The sequence below is a fragment of the Paenibacillus sp. MAHUQ-63 genome (assembly GCF_028765165.1).
Classification (GTDB): Bacteria; Bacillota; Bacilli; order Paenibacillales; family NBRC-103111; genus Paenibacillus_E.
Map to the genome: position 1 here is coordinate 1824300 of NZ_JARADB010000001.1, position 17873 is coordinate 1842172.

11 protein-coding genes are annotated in these 17873 nt (G+C 52.9%); all 11 read right to left on the minus strand.

The genetic code is table 11. The annotated features are described in order from the left end of the window. Positions 1-106 precede the first annotated feature (106 nt). Positions 107-1012 (minus strand): AraC family transcriptional regulator, encoded by a 906-nt coding sequence (locus tag PUT07_RS07975; protein WP_274467316.1) that lies wholly within the window; start codon positions 1010-1012, stop codon positions 107-109. Between the two features lie 93 nt (positions 1013-1105). Continuing rightward, positions 1106-1816, minus strand: coding sequence for a metallophosphoesterase family protein (locus PUT07_RS07980; protein ID WP_274467317.1), 711 nt, complete (start codon positions 1814-1816; stop codon positions 1106-1108). A 157-nt stretch (positions 1817-1973) separates the two neighbouring features. After that, complete coding sequence (locus tag PUT07_RS07985) at positions 1974-2951, minus strand: Rpn family recombination-promoting nuclease/putative transposase (protein ID WP_274467318.1); 978 nt, start codon at positions 2949-2951, stop codon at positions 1974-1976. Between the two features lie 77 nt (positions 2952-3028). Continuing rightward, positions 3029-8182, minus strand: coding sequence for a bacterial Ig-like domain-containing protein (locus PUT07_RS07990; protein WP_274467319.1), 5154 nt, complete (start codon positions 8180-8182; stop codon positions 3029-3031). A 145-nt stretch (positions 8183-8327) separates the two neighbouring features. Then, positions 8328-9845, minus strand: coding sequence for a glycoside hydrolase family 28 protein (locus PUT07_RS07995; RefSeq protein WP_274467320.1), 1518 nt, complete (start codon positions 9843-9845; stop codon positions 8328-8330). Positions 9846-9860: 15 nt separating this feature from the next. After that, complete coding sequence (locus tag PUT07_RS08000) at positions 9861-10964, minus strand: glycoside hydrolase family 88/105 protein (RefSeq protein ID WP_274467321.1); 1104 nt, start codon at positions 10962-10964, stop codon at positions 9861-9863. A 61-nt stretch (positions 10965-11025) separates the two neighbouring features. Beyond that, positions 11026-12111, minus strand: coding sequence for a hypothetical protein (locus PUT07_RS08005; protein WP_274467322.1), 1086 nt, complete (start codon positions 12109-12111; stop codon positions 11026-11028). A 17-nt stretch (positions 12112-12128) separates the two neighbouring features. Further along, positions 12129-13004: a carbohydrate ABC transporter permease gene (locus PUT07_RS08010; protein ID WP_274467323.1), complete on the minus strand. Its 876-nt coding sequence runs from the start codon at positions 13002-13004 to the stop codon at positions 12129-12131. A 21-nt stretch (positions 13005-13025) separates the two neighbouring features. Beyond that, complete coding sequence (locus PUT07_RS08015; protein WP_274467324.1) at positions 13026-13976, minus strand: ABC transporter permease; 951 nt, start codon at positions 13974-13976, stop codon at positions 13026-13028. Positions 13977-14073: 97 nt separating this feature from the next. Continuing rightward, positions 14074-15606, minus strand: coding sequence for an extracellular solute-binding protein (locus PUT07_RS08020; RefSeq protein WP_274467325.1), 1533 nt, complete (start codon positions 15604-15606; stop codon positions 14074-14076). A 623-nt stretch (positions 15607-16229) separates the two neighbouring features. Beyond that, positions 16230-17744 carry an extracellular solute-binding protein gene (locus PUT07_RS08025; RefSeq protein WP_274467326.1) on the minus strand — a complete coding sequence of 505 codons (1515 nt, stop codon included), beginning with the start codon at positions 17742-17744 and terminating at the stop codon, positions 16230-16232. Between the last annotated feature and the right edge of the window lie 129 nt (positions 17745-17873).

Genomic DNA, 17873 nt, shown 5'->3' on the forward strand with positions numbered 1-17873 from the left:
ATATATTAAAAGGGGGTCGAATTTCATTATAGGCCCCGAACCTTAAATGAAGCTGAAAACAAGATTGCATTTTGATTACAAAAGATGGATATTTGTTTACAAGCTGTTATTTAGGCTTCACTGGAATGTAGATGTCCATCTGCACGAGCTCATGCAGGGCAGTGTGGCAGCGCTCATCGTACAACTCAAATTCTACGCCTCCTGCATGTTCCATCCCCGAATGAGGGAACCATTCCTCGAAAATCGATTTCCACGTGCTCTGAATAGACGCCGAAAACTGCTCCGCCGGCACCTTCGGCGTTGTGAACACCGCATAATGAGCCTCCGGAAACTCACGGCAGACCAAATCCTCCGCCACATTCTCGAAGCTTGTCGCTTCCATTCCGATGATATAGGTCAGTTCACCGGTCTCCATATTGAAATCCGTGCAAATCCCCAGCTCCACCGGTGAATCCTCATGAACGCGATTGCCGATACGGCTTCCTTTGTTCTCTTGCAGATATGTCGTCCAGAATGCGGGGATATCGCGGTGATTTTGCCCCTCCTTGCAGGTCGTTCTCAATTCGTACCCAATGAGCTTGAAATCCGACTTCGTGACTAATTGATATTCCATGCGTATGCCTCCTAAATAGGGATTAAATTTCTTCCCCAGCACATTCACCTTGGCGTAGAGCGGTGTCGCAATGCCTTGTTTCCGATAGGCGAGCGGCGTACGCTCGAACACCTTCTTGAATGCCCGGGTGAAATTCTCGTGGGACTGGAACCCGTGGTCGAAGGCGATATCGATCAGCTTCTGATCCGAATGCGCGATTTGGTAGGCTGCTCTGGCGAGCCGTCTTTTGCGGACATAGTCCATCACCGCTTCTCCCACCATCGATTGGAACACTCTATGGAAATGAAATTCAGAGAAACATGCCACCCGAGCAAGCACCTCCACAGACAACGGCCCGGCAAGGTGCTCCTCAATATAGTCCAATGTTTTCTGGATCTGCCCATAATAGTCCGCGCTCATCGTTCGCACCTCCCACGTCCCCCCACTTACTCAAGTGTACGCATCACCGTCTGCCGATTCTTGATGTTTCTTGCTAAAAGCCATGCCGCAGCTCTACTTCCAGCTGCCCTTGGAAGCGACGGCGTACGTCTTGTACTGATTCTTGCCCTTGATCTCAAGGCAATTGATTTGGAGGCCGTAGGCGCAGCCGCCGTCGATGCCGATCTTATCGCGGTCGAACCAGACGTCCGCCTTGCCGTGAATATCTTTGGCCGGGGTGTGACCGAAGACAACCGTCTTCTTCACTACTGTGCGCTGCTGGACAAAAGGCGCCCGTATCCATAGGAAATCCCGCTCCGGCTGGGTTTTCCAATCGACGTAGGCCGGATTCAATCCGGCATGCACATATATGTGACCCTCGTCCTCGTGGTAGAGCGGGAGGCTGTTCAAGAACGATACATGATCGCTGCATGCCGACTTGATGTGCTCTTTGGACTGCTTCAAATCCAGATTCTCCCCGCTGCAGAAGCTTTTGAACGTTTGAATGCCGCCATGCTCAAAAAACTTCATCTCCGTCAAAGCATCTACCTCGCCCAGCACATCGACGAACCGTTGGTCGTGGTTACCTTTGAGCGCAATCGCTCCTTTGTCCCGCACCAGCCCCATGACATATTCGACCGTTTCCCGGCTGTTCGGCCCCCGGTCTACATAATCGCCCAGCAGAACGAGCTGGTCTTCGTGTTCATTGAACTCGACTTTCTCGAGCAATTGCTTGAATTCATCGACGCAGCCATGTATATCGCTAATCACTAAAGTTCTCTTCATCTACGATCCCCCTGATGTCAGGCTTTACACCTTATGGACTCTACTCTATGATTCTATTGTAGCATAGGGATTCCCTGTCTGAGTCGAAGAAGTCGCAGGAAGATACAAAAAGCGCAGCAAAAAAGCTGCCCTTCTGAGGCAGCCGCGCATACTCAACCTATTGCTTCATTAACTTCCGAACCTCTTCCACGGGGACCTCAATGGTCTCGGCAATCTCCTCCGGAGAGAATCCTTTATGAAGGAATTTCCGAATGATTTCTTCTTTCCCTTGCACAATTCCCCGTTCGATCCCCTTCTCGATTCCTTTTTCGATTCCCTTCTCTATTCCCTTTTCTATCCCATCTTCCATGCCTTCCTCATATCCCCAACGTTTCCATGCAGGCATCAATTCCATAATGGCTTCTCCCTCCTCTGGATACTGCTCGCGAAGTAATGCTAATATCGTTTCTTCCTCTTCTTCTTTATTGGGCTTGAAATATAAATCCGCCACTGACATAATGAGCGCCAACCGGGCACTATCCAATTTATTTTGTAATCTTAGCAGCATCCTCAAATAGGCAATTCTTACATCACGTTCTTCCTTCTTATTATATCCCATTTTGGCCAATAGCGCAGCAGCCACCGGATTATCAGACTCGATGAATGACCGCCAATGCTTGCTCCGCAGTTCAACTTTCAGAAATTGAAACTGCATAATGACATGATCCGGTATCATCATTAACAGAGAATCTCTCTCGTCTTGGGCCTCATCCCCCGTAAAAATAGCGATTGGAATGATAAGCTTGTGCTCTTTCCGATGGCGCTCGAACAAACGGCTGTAATAGATGAACATCCGTTCATGGAAATCAGACTCTTTGTAAGACTGCGGCTCAAAGTGAACCAGCACATATGCATCAGTCGCCTTGTATCGGGTTTCCAGCAGCAAGTCAAGGTTTCGTGACTCCTCACCGACAATATCAACCAGAAGCTCCTGCATAAGAAATCTGGTTTGACTATGATCAAGCAGCAAATCCAGGTGGGGAAAAAACAATTCGATAAATTCCTTGAAGAAGGTTTGCAATAACTTTTTGAATGCCTCATCATGAGGCACAGCCTCTTTATTCCCTACTTTCATCCTATTATTTTCGTTCGTCAAATTACCCTCCTATTTCTAGATTTGATATATTCTACTATAATATAGCATAAAAGGACGCCCTCACGGGCGTCCTTCTTTCAATTTATAAATTGCGCCGCCTTCAGCAATCTTACCAGCATAACCGCCGCTTCACTGCGGGTCGCAGCAGCTCCCGGCGCGAACGTCGAATTCGTGACGCCGTTCACGAGGCCTGCGCCCACCGCACTGGATACGGCCGCGCGGGCCCATGCCTGAATGCTCGAGCTGTCGGTATATGACGCCAGCTGTGCAAGGTCCGGCGCCGCCGTCACGCCGGCGAAAGCCAGCGCCCGTACGAGCATGACCGCCATCTGCTCTCTCGTGATGCGGTCTCCCGGGCGGAATGAGCCGTCTTCGAAGCCTTCGATGAGGCCGGCCTTCGCCGAAGCCCCAACGGCCCCTGCGAACCAGCTGTCCGCCGGCACATCCGTGAAACCGTTGGGCGCCGATTCATTCAAGCCAAGCGCCCGCACGAGCAGGGCGGCGAACTCGGCCCGTGTAACCGGCGCATCCGGTGCGAAAGTGTGCGCCGTCACACCCTTCACGACGAATTTGGAGGCAAGCAGCTCCACATCCGTTTTGGCCCAATGGCCTGTCAAATCGTCAAAGGATTGCGAGGAAGCAACGACCGCATACAGGCTGTTGCCCGGACGCTTCATCGTCACGATCGATTGCCCGCCTTCCTCCGTGCTGAATACAGCCGGAACGAAGCTCAGCTCTCCGGTCGCCGGATTCAGCCATAAAGCTGTGGTGCGGCTCGCATCTACCGTGCCCGGTAAGTGCACAACCCGAGACACATATGTGCTGCCGAAATCGGTAACCACAACCTTCTTCCCGTTGCCTTCGGCCACCAGGTTGAATGCCACCGGAGCTGCCACAGGCGAGACGCCGGCTTCTTTCATTCTGGCCGTGATCCCGTCAGCAGCTGAGCCCGTTACTTGTTGCAACGTGATGCTGATGGTCACATGGGCTGCTTCTGTGCCTAGACGCTTGGCTAACGTACTCACATCCAGGGCGCGAAGAGGCAAATTGTAGATGATACCGCCCGCTCTAACCGATAGTTCAGCATCGGGTATGGTTTGTGCCACCGACTGAGCGCTGCTTGCCGGAATATCAACCATGGCAGGCCCCTCACCTGGAACATCAACGATGATCGTTTGTTTATCGCTCTTGACCAGGAGGTCGATCGCCTTCATCAACAGATCTGCACCGACGGCAACTCTCGCGACCTTGGTACCTTCTATGACGGTGTCCGTTACGGCGCTTGTGATGGCTACTCCGCCTGCAACCTCTTGAACCGCGCTGCTTGGCGCCGCCCCGCCGCCCGAAGCCGAACCGCCTAATCCTGAGTCCGACGACGTATCCGGAGTGACCAGGCGCAAGAAGTCGCCCCAGATGATATCGCCCTTCGTATCTCTCCGGTAAGGAAGTACCGGAACCAGACTGGCGAAGTTGGCGTCGCTTAACTGCACGCCATTCGCGTTGACACTTTTAACCCCATTAAACATATAGTTGGAGGCCGAATTCAACGCTGCCGGGTAGGTGTCTTTGGCCGTATAATTCTTCTGGTAGGAAATAAAGCCATCGATGCGGAAATCGGTCTGAATTCCCGTATATGTCGTGAAGTTCATATTCCCCTTGGCATTGTTATAGCCGATGTTCGTACGTTCCGCGATAACGCCCGGATTGCTGTTGCTCGCGAAGCCGTACGCACCATTCCCGAATGCGATGCTGCCCCGGATGATGTGCGGCACATGGATGCCTTCGCCGCCGAGCTTGAAGCCGTTCTTATCTCCGGCACCAACCGCTCCGTTCGTCAAAGTACCATTATTGTACGCGATGCTGTTCTCAATGATAACGGGGCCGATCGCACCCGTGCCCGATTTGGTGTAGAGATCCCAGCCATCGTCAATATTGTTATGGGAAATATCGCCCCGGAAGACATTGCCCACGCCCGAAGTCAGCTTCGCCGCAAAGCCGTCGGCATTGTTATTGGACGGATCCGCATTATCGAACGATTCGCAATTCAGAATCAAATTGTACGAGGGCCATAACGAGATATCCGTATCCGCCTCGTCCGTACGGCTGATCTGCAAGCCTGTGTCGCCATTCTCGTAAAATCTGCTCAACTCGACGATATTGTGGCTCCCGCCTACGGTAAAGCCCTTCGTATTCGCGCCGGAACGCGTGAAATCGATCCCTCTCACATGCCAGTAATTACCGCTGAGCACAACGCCCTCCGACTTCTTATCGAAATCGATAATCGGCTTCGCCCCTGGCGCCGCCATCAACGACTTCATAGCTGCCTCCGTACCGTCATTGCCTTTCTGAATATCCAGTTTGGCGCTGCGTACATACCGGCCGTCGAGCAGGATGATCGACTGGCCTGCTTGCACATAATCGACGGCCGTATCGAGATCAAGCGGGCTGCCGACCGTACCGTCTCCGCCGCTAGTTCCCGTCGGCGAGACATAGATATCGCCGTTATCCGCGAAGGTATGCATATCCACGGTGAAATTCTCGACGATTTTATCGTAACCTGTTAGTTTCTGTGTGTTATCGGGAATGAAAGCTGCGCTAAAGTTCGTATACGTATTGGCTGTAACGGTCGTGTTATAAACAAGCTTAACCCCCGCTTGCACTTGGGCATCCCGGACAAGGTAGTTCTCTCCTTGCTTGATCGTCACCACGCCATTTACATTCGACTTTACGCCTAAGGCGTATGCGGTGCTGGACGTACTAGCAAGCCCGGTGAAGCTCAAGTTCGGCGTGACCGGAAGCTGCTCGGGCTCCTCCATCGGCGCATCGGTTTGCGCTGACGTCACTTTCAGACGGAGATTATGCACTTCGATCGTCGCCAGCCGGGCTGTGAAGAAGCCGACGTACATGTTGTCGCCATCCTGAACGGTCATGATGTCAGGAGCGAAAATTTTTTCCGCTATCCCATCGTTGATCCGCCCTTCGAAGCCGCTATTCGTCTTCCGCAGCGTCAATCGATAATTGGCTGCCGGGTACGTGTTATCCGGTGAAGGCTTCACGGGATTCAGCATTTTGCTTTGGATGCCTTGGCTGCCCGTACCGTTCGGCGCCGTTACGCCGGTTCGGACGAACAGCTGCGTGCCATTCTGCTTCGTTGTACCGCCGCTGTATCCGCCAACGGCGGCTATATTGGAAGCGAAGACAGCGGAGTCGCCGGCCGTGCCGATCGCATCCCTGGCCATCAGGCCGAACGATTCCTGGCCGTCGTGCGGATCTTTGGCGTATGCAAGCACTTTGATATCTGCCGAGAGTTCAAAGTTATCCGCCTTTGTGTTCAGCTCCGTGTAATAGAAGGAGATCCCGTCATGATCTCCGGTTACTTTGCCTCCGCCCTCCAAAGCGACAAGCTTGATGAAGGATGGATCGTCGTTCACCGTCACCGTGTTGTTCGTATTGGAGGTCGATTGTCCGAACCGGATCGTCTTCCATTCCAGCTCTCTGGGCTGGGCGACCGTCACTTGGAGTACAGTCGGCGGAATAGCTGCACTAGCAGGACGGATCCCGATCCCGTAGACGCCAGCCTTGGAATTGTCATAAGCCGATGTATCTATCGCATAGTCGCCAGCACTTAACAGTTCCGTCTCTCCGCTGTCATACACCGTCTTCACTTCCAGACCGGCCGGGTTGAAGGGCTCGCCAATCGGATAGGTCGTTTGCGGATATTGGGTTACTTGGCTGCCTATAATGGATTTCGCTTTTACCGTGATAGGGAATGTCACCGTCTTATCCGGAACATTTTTATAGGATATTGTGATGTTTTTCGTACCTGCCGTGCTCATATCCGGCGCAGTCAGCGTATAATCGCCGTTTAACAGACGAACAGCGGAACCATCGCTATATTGGGCCTCCACGATCAAACCGGCCGGGTCGAATGTCTGCCCGATGAAATAGCCCGCCTTCAGCGGCCCCTGTTTGACCTCCAGCCCCGTTAGCTCGGCACTTCTCACTCGCACATCAAACGTTGCATAGGTCGTTGATGTCACAGTGGACCTTACGGTTACCGTATGGGTTCCTGCAGCCGTAAATTTGTAAGTTGCGCCCGTTACCGTTGCAGCCGCTGGCGGAATGGAGAGCGTATACTGCGTATCGGCCATGTCGGACCAGTCGCTTCCGCCATTGAGCTGCCCCCGCACGACTAATCCTTGAGGATCGAAGGACTCCTGGAGGTAGTAGTCGGTTTGGGCCGGCTTGTAACGGATGTCCATGGCGGTGACGACTAGAGGTTTGATGGCCAATGAGGCGGATGCCGTCTGACCGTTAAAATGCACGGTCATGGTATTGGGGCCTGCTTGCGTGCTGTCAAAGCCAGTGACGATGTAATCCTTAGCCGACAGTAACTCCTCATGGCGATCCGGGTATACCGCAGTCACTTTCAAACCTGTGAGGTTCAAGCTATCCTTGACGTAATACTCCGTTTTCATCGCTGACGTATTGAGCTTAAGCCCGCTAGGTGTTCTAGAGTCTTTTGTGAAAGTGATGTCCGTGAAGGTGACGACAGTGTTTCTAGCCGCATACAGTCCTGCATAGGCAAGAGTCCCCGTAAAATGATCGATGATCGTGGATTCGTTCCCGATCTTGATCAGATAAACATTGCCCGTTTTCTTAATGCTTAAATGATAAGCAATGTCCTTGGCCGGTGGAGCCGCCGTGAACGAGGTTATTTTTTTCACAGGATTGGTACTCGCATTGAAAGCTCCTTGTTTATGAAACGCCTCCATTTTCTGGTCCAGGGCGCCGACAGCTACATAGTCACCGGTGTACCCGCTTGTCGACGTATTCTCTAGAACGTTGCTTCGCAGCATGATGCCAAAAGAAACTTGATTATTAGCCGTCCACGTATTCACTGTCGCTCGGGCCGAAAGTTCAAAGTTATCGTTCTGACTTATTTCTTTGAAGTAGTAGGCGATGCCTTCGGATGCACTCGAAGAGGAGGCAATCTTGCCTTTATCGGATTTGGCCGTCAGCGTAACGGCACCCGTTCCGGCATTCTCCGTAATCCCAAAATTCGTTGACGTCGGCGTTCCGCCTATATCTCCGAACACGCTGCCTTTCCACTCACTCCCGCCCGGAATGCTGATCATGGGAGGAGGATCCGCAGCCCATGCCGCAGGCAGCATCGCAAACATCAAAACCAATGACATCATTATCGCAATCACACGACGTATGTTATTCAAGTTACATGTCCCCTTTATATCAATTTATGTATGCGCTTACATTACAATACTAGCATCCGTCGCTCCCACGAACACAAAGAAACAGACGTGTCACAGCGTTTCACCATCTGCTTATCGTCTGTTTCTCTTCGCTGCGTGGGACAGGCTAGCCGCAGAAGCTGACGGTTCCGTTCTCTGTCTGCAAGTAACCGTTCTCCGCCGATTGCCGGCCCGTAACGAACAAGCCCTCTGCGCGAGCTGCCGCAATAACCGGCGTATCCGGGTGGAGCCGCTTCATTCTCAGATCATGCACTTCCATATCCCTAACATTCTCTAACCGGAGCGCCGGCCCTTGGCGCGTCTCGATCCGCACATGATGCAGCTCCATGTCTTCCACATGCTTGCACAGCATGCCGTCGCCCGCCATGATGATCTTCTCGCGCACCATGTCCGGCTCATCCCCCTTCTCCTCGGGGTCCAGCGTCATCTCAATGTGCACATGGCTCAGCTGCACATCCCGAATCGGCATCTCCGGCAGGCCGTAGATGAAGCCCGCCGAAGCCCGGCAGCCTTTGGCCGTCACCTGCTGGATGCGGACGTGATCGATGACGGGCGTGCTCTCCGTAACGGCAACAGCCGCAGGTGAAGCAATGAGCGGGTTGCTCTCATCCACACCATGGCGATAGAACGAATTAATCGTTAACGGACAGAATACATCTTCCATATAAATGTTGCTGACCAAAATGTTCTTAATATAGCCGCCGCGAGCGCGATTCGTCTTCATGCGAATGCCGCGGTCCGTGCCGAGGAAGATGCAGTTCGAAATCACGACGTTGCGTATGCCTCCCGCCATTTCACTGCCCAGCACGACACCGCCGTGGCCTCGCAGCATCGTGCAGTTCGTGATGACGATGTTCTCCGACGGCTTGCCCACCCGGCGTCCGTCCTCGTCGATTCCCGATTTGATGCATAGACAGTCATCGCCGACATCGAAGAAGCAGTCGGAGATGCGCACATTCGTGCAGGAATCGATATCCATGCCGTCACCGTTAGGGGTGTCGCTCGGGTTTTTGATTTTAACGCCATGGATGTGAACGTCCTTGCAATACACCAGATGCGTATTCCAGAACGGTGAATTCTGCAGCGTAACCCCTTCCAAGCTGACCTCCTCGCAATCGATCAACTGCAGCAGCGGCGGCCGCAGAAATTGCGAATCCCACTCCACGATGTTGCTTCTGACCGTTTCTGTAAGAACCGCATTCTTGGCGGCAATCTCGCGCGTTAAAGCGTTATCTACCTTCTCGCCGCGGCGCAGCTGCCGGTAGACCTGCCACCAGGCGCTGCCCTGACCGTCTATGACTCCTTGGCCTTTGATCGTGACCTGCTTCAAGCCTCTGCCGTAAATAAGCGGCGAAACGCCGTAGCATTCATAGCCCGACCACCGCGTCGGGACAACCGGATACCGTTCGAAGTCGGTATCGAACAAGAGCAGCGAGCCCGCCTCCAGCTCTAGCGTCATGCGGCTGCGGAGCTCAATCCTGCCCGTTACGTACGTGCCGGCAGGCACGACTACAGTGCCTCCGCCGCCGGCATCACAAGCTTCAATGGCGGCCGCAATGGCTGCGCTATTGTCCGTTAGACCGTCGCCAACGGCACCATACGCCAAGATGTCGTAGTTAGCCATATCCTGAACGCTCCCTTATACCGTCTGTTTCACGAACGATTCTACTTCCACACAAGCCATGACGAAAGCCCCCACGCCATGCAGGTCGTTCTCACTGGTCGGCCTAGTCACATAATTCTCATAGTCGCCGGCTGACGTACCGATGCAGATTAACGGCAGAATGACGCGTCCCTGCTCGTCGAATTTCAACGTCCGGATCAACCCCTCATAGCCCTTCACCGCTGCCGCTGCACATTCCCCGCCGACAATGCCATGCTTGACCGCTTTGGCGATCGTATAAACGAACAGGCTCGTGCAGGAGGATTCCAACCAGTTGTCCGGTTGATCGCCTTTGTCCACGACCTGGTACCACAGACCGCTCTCCGCATCCTGATAGCGGATCAAGGCATGAACGAACTCGCGCAAGGAGTCGGCCAACACGGCGCGTCCCGGCTCTTCCGCCGGCAGCTCATCGAGGAATTGGGCCAGCGCCAAACCGTACCACCCGAGCGAACGGCCCCAGAATTCCGGCGAGCAGCCGGTCTCCGGATTCGCCCACGGCATTCTGCGGCTCTCGTCCCACGCATGGTACAGCAGGCCGGTTGCGTCATCTTTCATATGTTTGCGCATCAGGCCTTCTTGATGCAGTACGGTCTCGCGCAGCGCGAGATCCCCATAGGCGTTGGCATACTTCAATGAGAAGACGCCCGCCATGTACAAGCCGTCGAGCCACACGTTATAGGCATACTTGTCTTTATGCCAATACCCGCCCTCGGACGTCAGATTCAGCGTGTTCAGCAGGTTTCTCAGCTTGTCGGCGGCGATCCTGTATTTGCTACGCCCCGTCTTGGCTTCCAAACGGAACAGCAGCAGCCCCGCTTGTACGGCATCCAGTTCATCGCGCGCGAAGTACAGATTGCCGTTATCGTCAATCAGACCGTCGACATAGGCCTGAATGTATGCATCATATCGGTCGTCCCGATCCGATTCCCAGAGCATCTCCATGCCGCACAGGAACACACCCTGATGATAATGCCAGCGCCCGGCGGGCGGCAGCTCCATCGGTGCATAGGTGCTCATTATGGAATCGCAGGCGGCACGCGCCCACGCTATCGGTGATTTGGCAGAACGTTCGATCATCGTGAATCTTCCTCTCGATTAATATTCAAATACCCCACCCATGATTCAGTGGGGATCCAGCTTAGAGAAGGCGCGGGGCTTCAATTCCCGCCAGCCGGTAGCAGACCGCCCGGATCAACAGCGCCTGTGTCCCCGCATTCATATCGCCTTCCACCTTGCCGCCGCCGATATGGACTGCCTCCGGCATGCCGGGATAGTACTCGCCCGGCTTGACCTGCGCGACATTCGGGGCGGTCGGCGAATGCGCGAGCTCGCGGGAGAAGCCGCCATCCGCGCGAAGCAGCTTGCGCATATTCGTCAGTGTGATCCCGATGATTTCGCGCAGCTCGTGCGCAGGGATGTCCAGCTTCATGTACGACAGCAAGTGAATCGGATTGCGGATATAGCACATATCCGCCGCTTCCTCCTGCCGAAGCGCCGTTAGGATGCTTTCGTATATTTGCTCCTCCCGCGGCAGCGGCACGGCGAAGCGGTCATAGAAAATGTGCAGCTTGAACGTTCCCGATATCCGCACATAATACGAGCCTTCGCCCCAGAGCCCCGTCTGCGGATGCTGTGTGTGCGCGAAGAACTCGAACGCGGCTCTGGCGTAAGCCTCCCGGCGCGCCGCAGGCTCCACCTGCCGCACATACTCGCTGGAGGTAGACAGCCGGTCGCAGCCGCGCCAGCTGTTCACGAGCGGCACCGACTGCAGCCACGCGCGGTAGTTCTCCGGCGAATCCATGTACGCCGGGGCCTGCTTCGCCTCGTAGGGCAGCGGATACAGCGGCTGCCCGCCGAGCTTCTTCAGCGCGCCGACGCTATAGGAGATGGCCCGCGAGACCATCACCTCATCCTCGCGCATGAGCGGATCCGCGTCGTAGAAGTACCCGGAGGCGGCATCCTGCCGGCGCTGGAAGAAGCGGATCAACCCTCGCTTCATCTCTGCCGGCAGCGGCACCTCCAGACGCTCCAGGATGCCCAGCGCTTGCGCGGTCGATTCAATGTCCGGCCCGGTGCCCGGCATTTCTCGGGAGCTTGGCGCGTAATAAAAGCCGCCGCTGTCTTCATCGTACTGCCTTTTCAACCAACCGCGGAAACCGGCAAACAATTCGTCCATGTTCGCAAGCAGCCCGCGGATTTCATCGATGTGCGTATGCGTCTGCATGGTGGTGTCCTTTCTTATTACCCTTTGATGGAACCGATCATAGCTCCTTTGGCAAAGTGCTTCTGCAGGAACGGATAGACAACCAGGATCGGCAGCGTCGCGACAACGATTACCGCCATCTTGATCGATTGCGCCGGAGGCGGAGTCACGCTGTCGAGATCTACGCTATGATCCATACCGCTGGCCAGTACGACAATCTGTCTCAGGAGAACCTGAATCGGCCACATGGCGCTTTCGTTCAAATAAAGGATGGCGCTCAAGTACGTGTTCCAGTACGTCACTGCGTAGAACAACGAGATCGTGGCGATCGCCGGCATCGACAACGGCAGGACGATACGGAACAAAATGCCGAAATCGCTGCAGCCGTCGATCTTGGCCGACTCCTCCAGCCCTTCCGGGATGTTCTGGAAGAAGTTTTTCAAAATAATCAAGTTAAACGCAGACACCGCCGACGGCAAAATGAGCGCCATATAGGAGTCAATCATCCCCAATTCTTTCACTACGAGGAACGTCGGCACCAGACCGCCATGAAACAGCATCGTGAAAACAACCAGGAACATGATCACTTTACGGCCGTCCACATCTCTGCGGGACAAGCCGTACGCCATTAGCGCCGTGATGAACATCGAGATTACCGTCCCCAGCAGGGTTGTCCAGATGGAAACGCCCATCGCTTTGAAGATCGTATTCGTCGAGAAAATAAACCGGTATGCCTCCAGGCTCCAATCGGTCGGAATAATAACGAACTTCTTCACCGCAAGCTCCGCGCTGGTCGTGAACGAGCCTGCCACGACGTGCACGAAAGGAATTAATGTAATTAAACCGATTATGGTTAAGAGCAAATAATTTATGATGCTAAACATTCGCCCGCCTAATGTTCTATCTTCTACCATGCTGCAGCCCTCCTGCCTTTCTTAGTACACGCCTTCTTCGCCCATCTTCTTCGCAATGCGGTTGACAATCATGACCAGAACGAGTCCGATGAACGATTTGAACAATCCGATCGCAGAACTGTAGCTGAATTGGCCTTGTTTTAAACCTGCCGTATATACATAAGTATCAATGATCTCCGCAACATTTCGGTTCATAGAGTTGAGCAGCAAGTAGACATGTTCGAAACCGAGTTCGAGAACCGCACCAATTTTCAAAATTAATAAAACGATAATCACGCTGCGCAGCGCCGGCAACGTAATGTGCCACATTTGACGCATGCGTCCCGCGCCGTCCATACGCGCCGCTTCATATAACCCTGGATCGATTGAAGCGATCGCCGCCAAGTAAATGATCGTGCCCCACCCGGCTTCCCGCCAGATGACTTGAAGAATGTACATCGGTCTGAACCATTCCGGAGCTAACAGGAAATTAATTTTCTCAAACCCGAAATACTCGATAATGTCGTTGATGATCCCGCCGTCCATCGTCAGCATAACGAAAGAAATCGAAACAATAATGACCCAAGACATGAAATGCGGAATATAGACGATGGTCTGAAACGTTTTCTTGAAAAAATCGTTTTTCACTTCGTTCAGCATCAAAGCCATAATGATCGGAATCGGAAAATAAAACAAAATGTTCATCACGAACAAAATTAACGTATTGCTCAAAATATTTAAGAAGTCAGGCTCCGTGAACAGGCGCTGAAAATGTTCGAAACCCACCCATTCGCTTCCCATGATTCCTTTGAACGGCTTGTAGTTCTGGAATGAAATAATCAATCCGTACATCGGGATGTATTTAAAGACGATAAAATATAAAATGCCCGGCAGCAGCATGACATAAATCCATTTATTTCTCCATAGACGCCTGCCGAGCTCACTGCTTTGCTTCTTCTCCACCACGCTTTTCATGGCATGTACTTCCTGCATAGTTCTCTTCCTTTCCTGGTGTTTCTTTAAAACGGAGGACCGCTTCTCATGGCCGCAGCCCCCCGCCTTTCAACCAGTTTGAATTCCTGTCCGCTTCTTATTTTTTATACTGTGCGTTGTACTCTTCGATAATTTTGTTGCCGCCGCGGTTCTTCCAATCCTCGATCGCTTTATCGAAGCCGGCTTTATCGATGCTGCCATAGATGTATTTGTTCGTTGCATCCTTGATCACATCTTGAAGCTGTACACCTTTTTCCAAGTTTGTTTTGGAATCGAGCGCCGCTGCCGGATCCTGTACCGCGTACTTCAGGTTGGCGATTTTCAACTCATCCGCTTTGCCTTGCGCCGGGATGGAAGGAATGCCGAGCAATCTGCCTGTCGTATCTTCGTCACCGATCGCTGCATCCGTGAACGGTTTCACTTCGCGCGTCCATTTCTCTTCATCCAGCTTCTTCGCTTTGCCGTCAACAACACTGTAGTTCACATCTTTAATTCCCCAGTTGGCAATGTTCGCAACTTCAGGCGTCATCATTTTGTCGAAGAAGGCGAGAACTTTTCTCAGCTCAGCTTCGTTCTTGATGGCGGATTTCGGGAACAGCACCACGTTCGCGTAGCCCGGAAGCGCCCATGCGGCGAATTTGCCATCCGGTCCGGCAACCATGCTGTGTACGTCTACAACTGCTGTCGGCACGTTTTTGACCAAATCTTTGTTCAAGGACGAAACGTCAGTCATCGCTCCGATGTACATACCTGCCGTACCGTTGGTGAACAGCTTTTGCTGATCCGTTTTACTTGTGGCGGCGAAGTCTTTATTGATTAAACCTTCATCACGCATCTTTTTGATGTAATCCATCGATTTGACATACTCAGGGAACATGAACTCCGGCTGCAGCTTGCCGTCCTTGACGCCCCAGTTGTTCGGAGTGCCGAGCCAAGCCGCTATAGTTTTGAAAGAACCGTAGATCAGATCATTACGGTCGGTTAAGCCGATCGTGTCTTTCTTTCCGTTGCCGTCCGGGTCTTTCTCCGTGAATGCCTTCGCCATCGCATAGAGTTCTTCTGTGTTGGCCGGCGGCTTGAGGCCCAGTTTGTCCGCCCAGTCTTTGCGGTAGATAAGTCCTTGGCGGGCGATATCTACACCGCGGTACAAGGTGTACAGCTTGCCGTCGACCATCGTATTGGTATTCGTTGTCGATTTCAGCTTGCTGAGATTCGGGAAGTCTTTGAGCAGCGGCCCGATCTCCCAGAACTGACCGTCACGGATGGCGGATTTCATCTGAATGAATGTCGCCTGGTTTTTCAGGTACGTGACTTGCGGCAGCGCGCCTGTTGCGAATGTCGTATTCAGCTTCTCTTCATATGTGTCAGCCGGGAAGAACTGATAGGTCAGCTTCGTGTTCGTCATTTTCTCCAGTTCTTTAATGATCGTATCCGGCGGCGTTTGTGCCGTATTCAGCGGCGCCATGATGGTGATCGCTGTCGGTGAGTTGTCCGTCGCCTTCGGTGCCGTTGTGCCTGACCCCGCGGTCGTAGCTGCTGGAGTTGCCTTGCCTCCGTCTGAACAAGCGGCCAGCGCAAAGCTGGATAGGAGCATTATGCTAAGCGGAATCGAGACTAGTTTTCTCTTCATATTTGTTAGACCTCCGTGAATTGATGGTGTGCTACAGGTTCTACAGTACAGGGTCCAAGGTAGGTGCCGAAATAATCATTTACTCATAAGGACCTAGTTCTACCAGGGATATGAGATGATGATTATTGGCGAAGGAGATGATTATCGCGGTGGCGCAAAGGCGCTGCATCGGGTGTTTACGAGCGGTTGAAGGTTATTGAATGGCGGTTACAGGCGGGAAGATGCAGGATGGGGCACGTGGATAGGCGGTATAGTAGAGTTGTTTCTAGGGGGGCAAGTTCGGTGAGGGGAGATATATGGTGCTGGTTCGCGACAGTTCAGGGGATGGCATGGTAGATGGTACTTGTTTGTTTGCAAAAGTTCGGCGGAAAAGGAAATACAGGCCCTTAATTGGCCGAAAGGCTGCCATTCAGCCGATGAGGCGGAAATAGGGAGCGTTATTTTGCTTTTTTTGGTGGAAATTCCTCCGTCATCGAACAAATAAGGTACTATATTTCCGCTTCAACCCCCAAAGCTGCAGATTCTGCCTAAATAACGCTCTATAGTTCCGTTTGCGTGTGAAAACTTGGCGTATTGTTATATAAAAAAACCGCAGCGTTCCAGCGCATGCGGTTTCCTAGCTTTCATTTTGTCGAATAAGCTTCGTTATATTCATTCACAATCTGGCTGCCGCCGTTTCGCTTCCAGCGCTCGATCTCCTGCTTGAAGCCTGCTTTGTCCAGTTTGCCCAGCATATAATTGTACGTAGCGTCGGAAATGATTTTGTACAGCTCCACGCCGCGTTCGTCATACGTCTTCGATTCCAATCCCAGCGTCGGATCTTTAACGACATATTTCTCATTATCCAAGCTGAGCTTATCCGCCAGCTGGGACAGAGATTCGCTCTCCGCCACCTGCTTCACCTGCGGATTGTTCAGATCCGCAATCATCAGCGCATAGAGCGCATTCACTTCATTCACGCGAATCTTCGACGTCTCCTCCAACAGTTGGACTTTGTCCCCAATGGTCTTATAGTGACGCCCCTCCAGCCCATACTTCATGAGATTGGCGACGTCCTTATCCATCGTCCGGTCAAAAAACTGCAGGACCTGCTTCAGCTCCGCCTCCGTGCGAATGGCCTTCTTGGAAAACAGGTATAAGGCGCTGTAGTTCGGAATCGACCAGATCCGGAATCCTTGCGGTCCCTCGATATGATTCACAAGCGTAAATTTCGCCGCAGGATTGATGAGCTGGACCTCGTCCGACAGCCGCTGCACATCCTGCATGCTGCCGATATAAACGCCCGCGATGCCGCGGATCAGCTTATCGCGCTGCACTTCCTTGCTCGTCACGGCGAAGTCCGAGTTGATGAGCTTCTCGTCGTACAGCTTTTTCATATAATCCATGGTGTCGATATAGGCCTGCGTCTCGAACTCCGGCATCAGCTTCCCGCCCTCCGCCATCCCCCAATTATTCGGCGTGCCGAAGTAGGAGCTCAGCGTTTTGAAAGCGCCGAACACCAGATCGTTCCGGTCGGTCAGCCCGATCGTGTCGTCCTTGCCGTTGCGGTCCGGGTCGCCGTATGTGAAAGCTTTGAGTACCTCATACAGCTCTTTCACATTCGTAGGCTTGGCCAGCTTCAAATTGTTCAGCCAGTCTTCGCGAATAATGATGCCTTGGCGGGACGAAGGCCGTTCCGTATATAAACCGTAGATTTTGCCGTCGACAGCAGCTTGTCCCAAAATTTCCTTGTTCAGCCGCTTCAGGTTCGGGTATGCTGCCAAATAGGGGCCGATATCCCAAAATGCGCCGGAACGAATCGAGTTTTTCATCAGCATGTAGTCCGTATATTTCACATACGTCGCTTTTTTGAGCGAGTTCGTGGTGAGTGCCGTGTTCATTTTATCGGTATAGATGCCGTCAGGCACCCAGTTCAATTCAAGCTTCGTATTCGTGCGCTTCTCGATCTCCTGAACGAGCTCCGGAATCGGCGGATGCGGAAAATGCAGCGGCGCCATGATCGAAATGACCGGGCGGTCACCGCTGTCCGAAGCAGCCTCCCGGGTGCTTCCGTTGGTACAGCCGGCGGCCAATACGGCTATTAACATAAGGATGATAAGGACGGTGCAACCTTGCCGAAGCTTCGAGCGACTAACCATTCACATGACCCCTTTCCCTTGCTGCAGCAGCGTTTCATGGCCATAATCAGAGATAATGATTATCCTGCCAATAGATGATTATTGCCCAAAACGCCAGACTTGACTACAATACATAGATACAGAAATGTT

Coding starts and splice junctions, on each gene's coding strand:
- PUT07_RS07975 (WP_274467316.1), bottom strand. CDS start 1,012: ATGAGCGCGGACTATTATGGGCAGATCCAGAAAACATTGGACTATATT.
- PUT07_RS07980 (WP_274467317.1), bottom strand. CDS start 1,816: ATGAAGAGAACTTTAGTGATTAGCGATATACATGGCTGCGTCGATGAA.
- PUT07_RS07995 (WP_274467320.1), bottom strand. CDS start 9,845: ATGGCTAACTACGACATCTTGGCGTATGGTGCCGTTGGCGACGGTCTA.
- PUT07_RS08000 (WP_274467321.1), bottom strand. CDS start 10,964: ATGATCGAACGTTCTGCCAAATCACCGATAGCGTGGGCGCGTGCCGCC.
- PUT07_RS08005 (WP_274467322.1), bottom strand. CDS start 12,111: ATGCAGACGCATACGCACATCGATGAAATCCGCGGGCTGCTTGCGAAC.
- PUT07_RS08010 (WP_274467323.1), bottom strand. CDS start 13,004: ATGGTAGAAGATAGAACATTAGGCGGGCGAATGTTTAGCATCATAAAT.
- PUT07_RS08015 (WP_274467324.1), bottom strand. CDS start 13,976: ATGCAGGAAGTACATGCCATGAAAAGCGTGGTGGAGAAGAAGCAAAGC.
- PUT07_RS08020 (WP_274467325.1), bottom strand. CDS start 15,606: ATGAAGAGAAAACTAGTCTCGATTCCGCTTAGCATAATGCTCCTATCC.
- PUT07_RS08025 (WP_274467326.1), bottom strand. CDS start 17,744: ATGGTTAGTCGCTCGAAGCTTCGGCAAGGTTGCACCGTCCTTATCATC.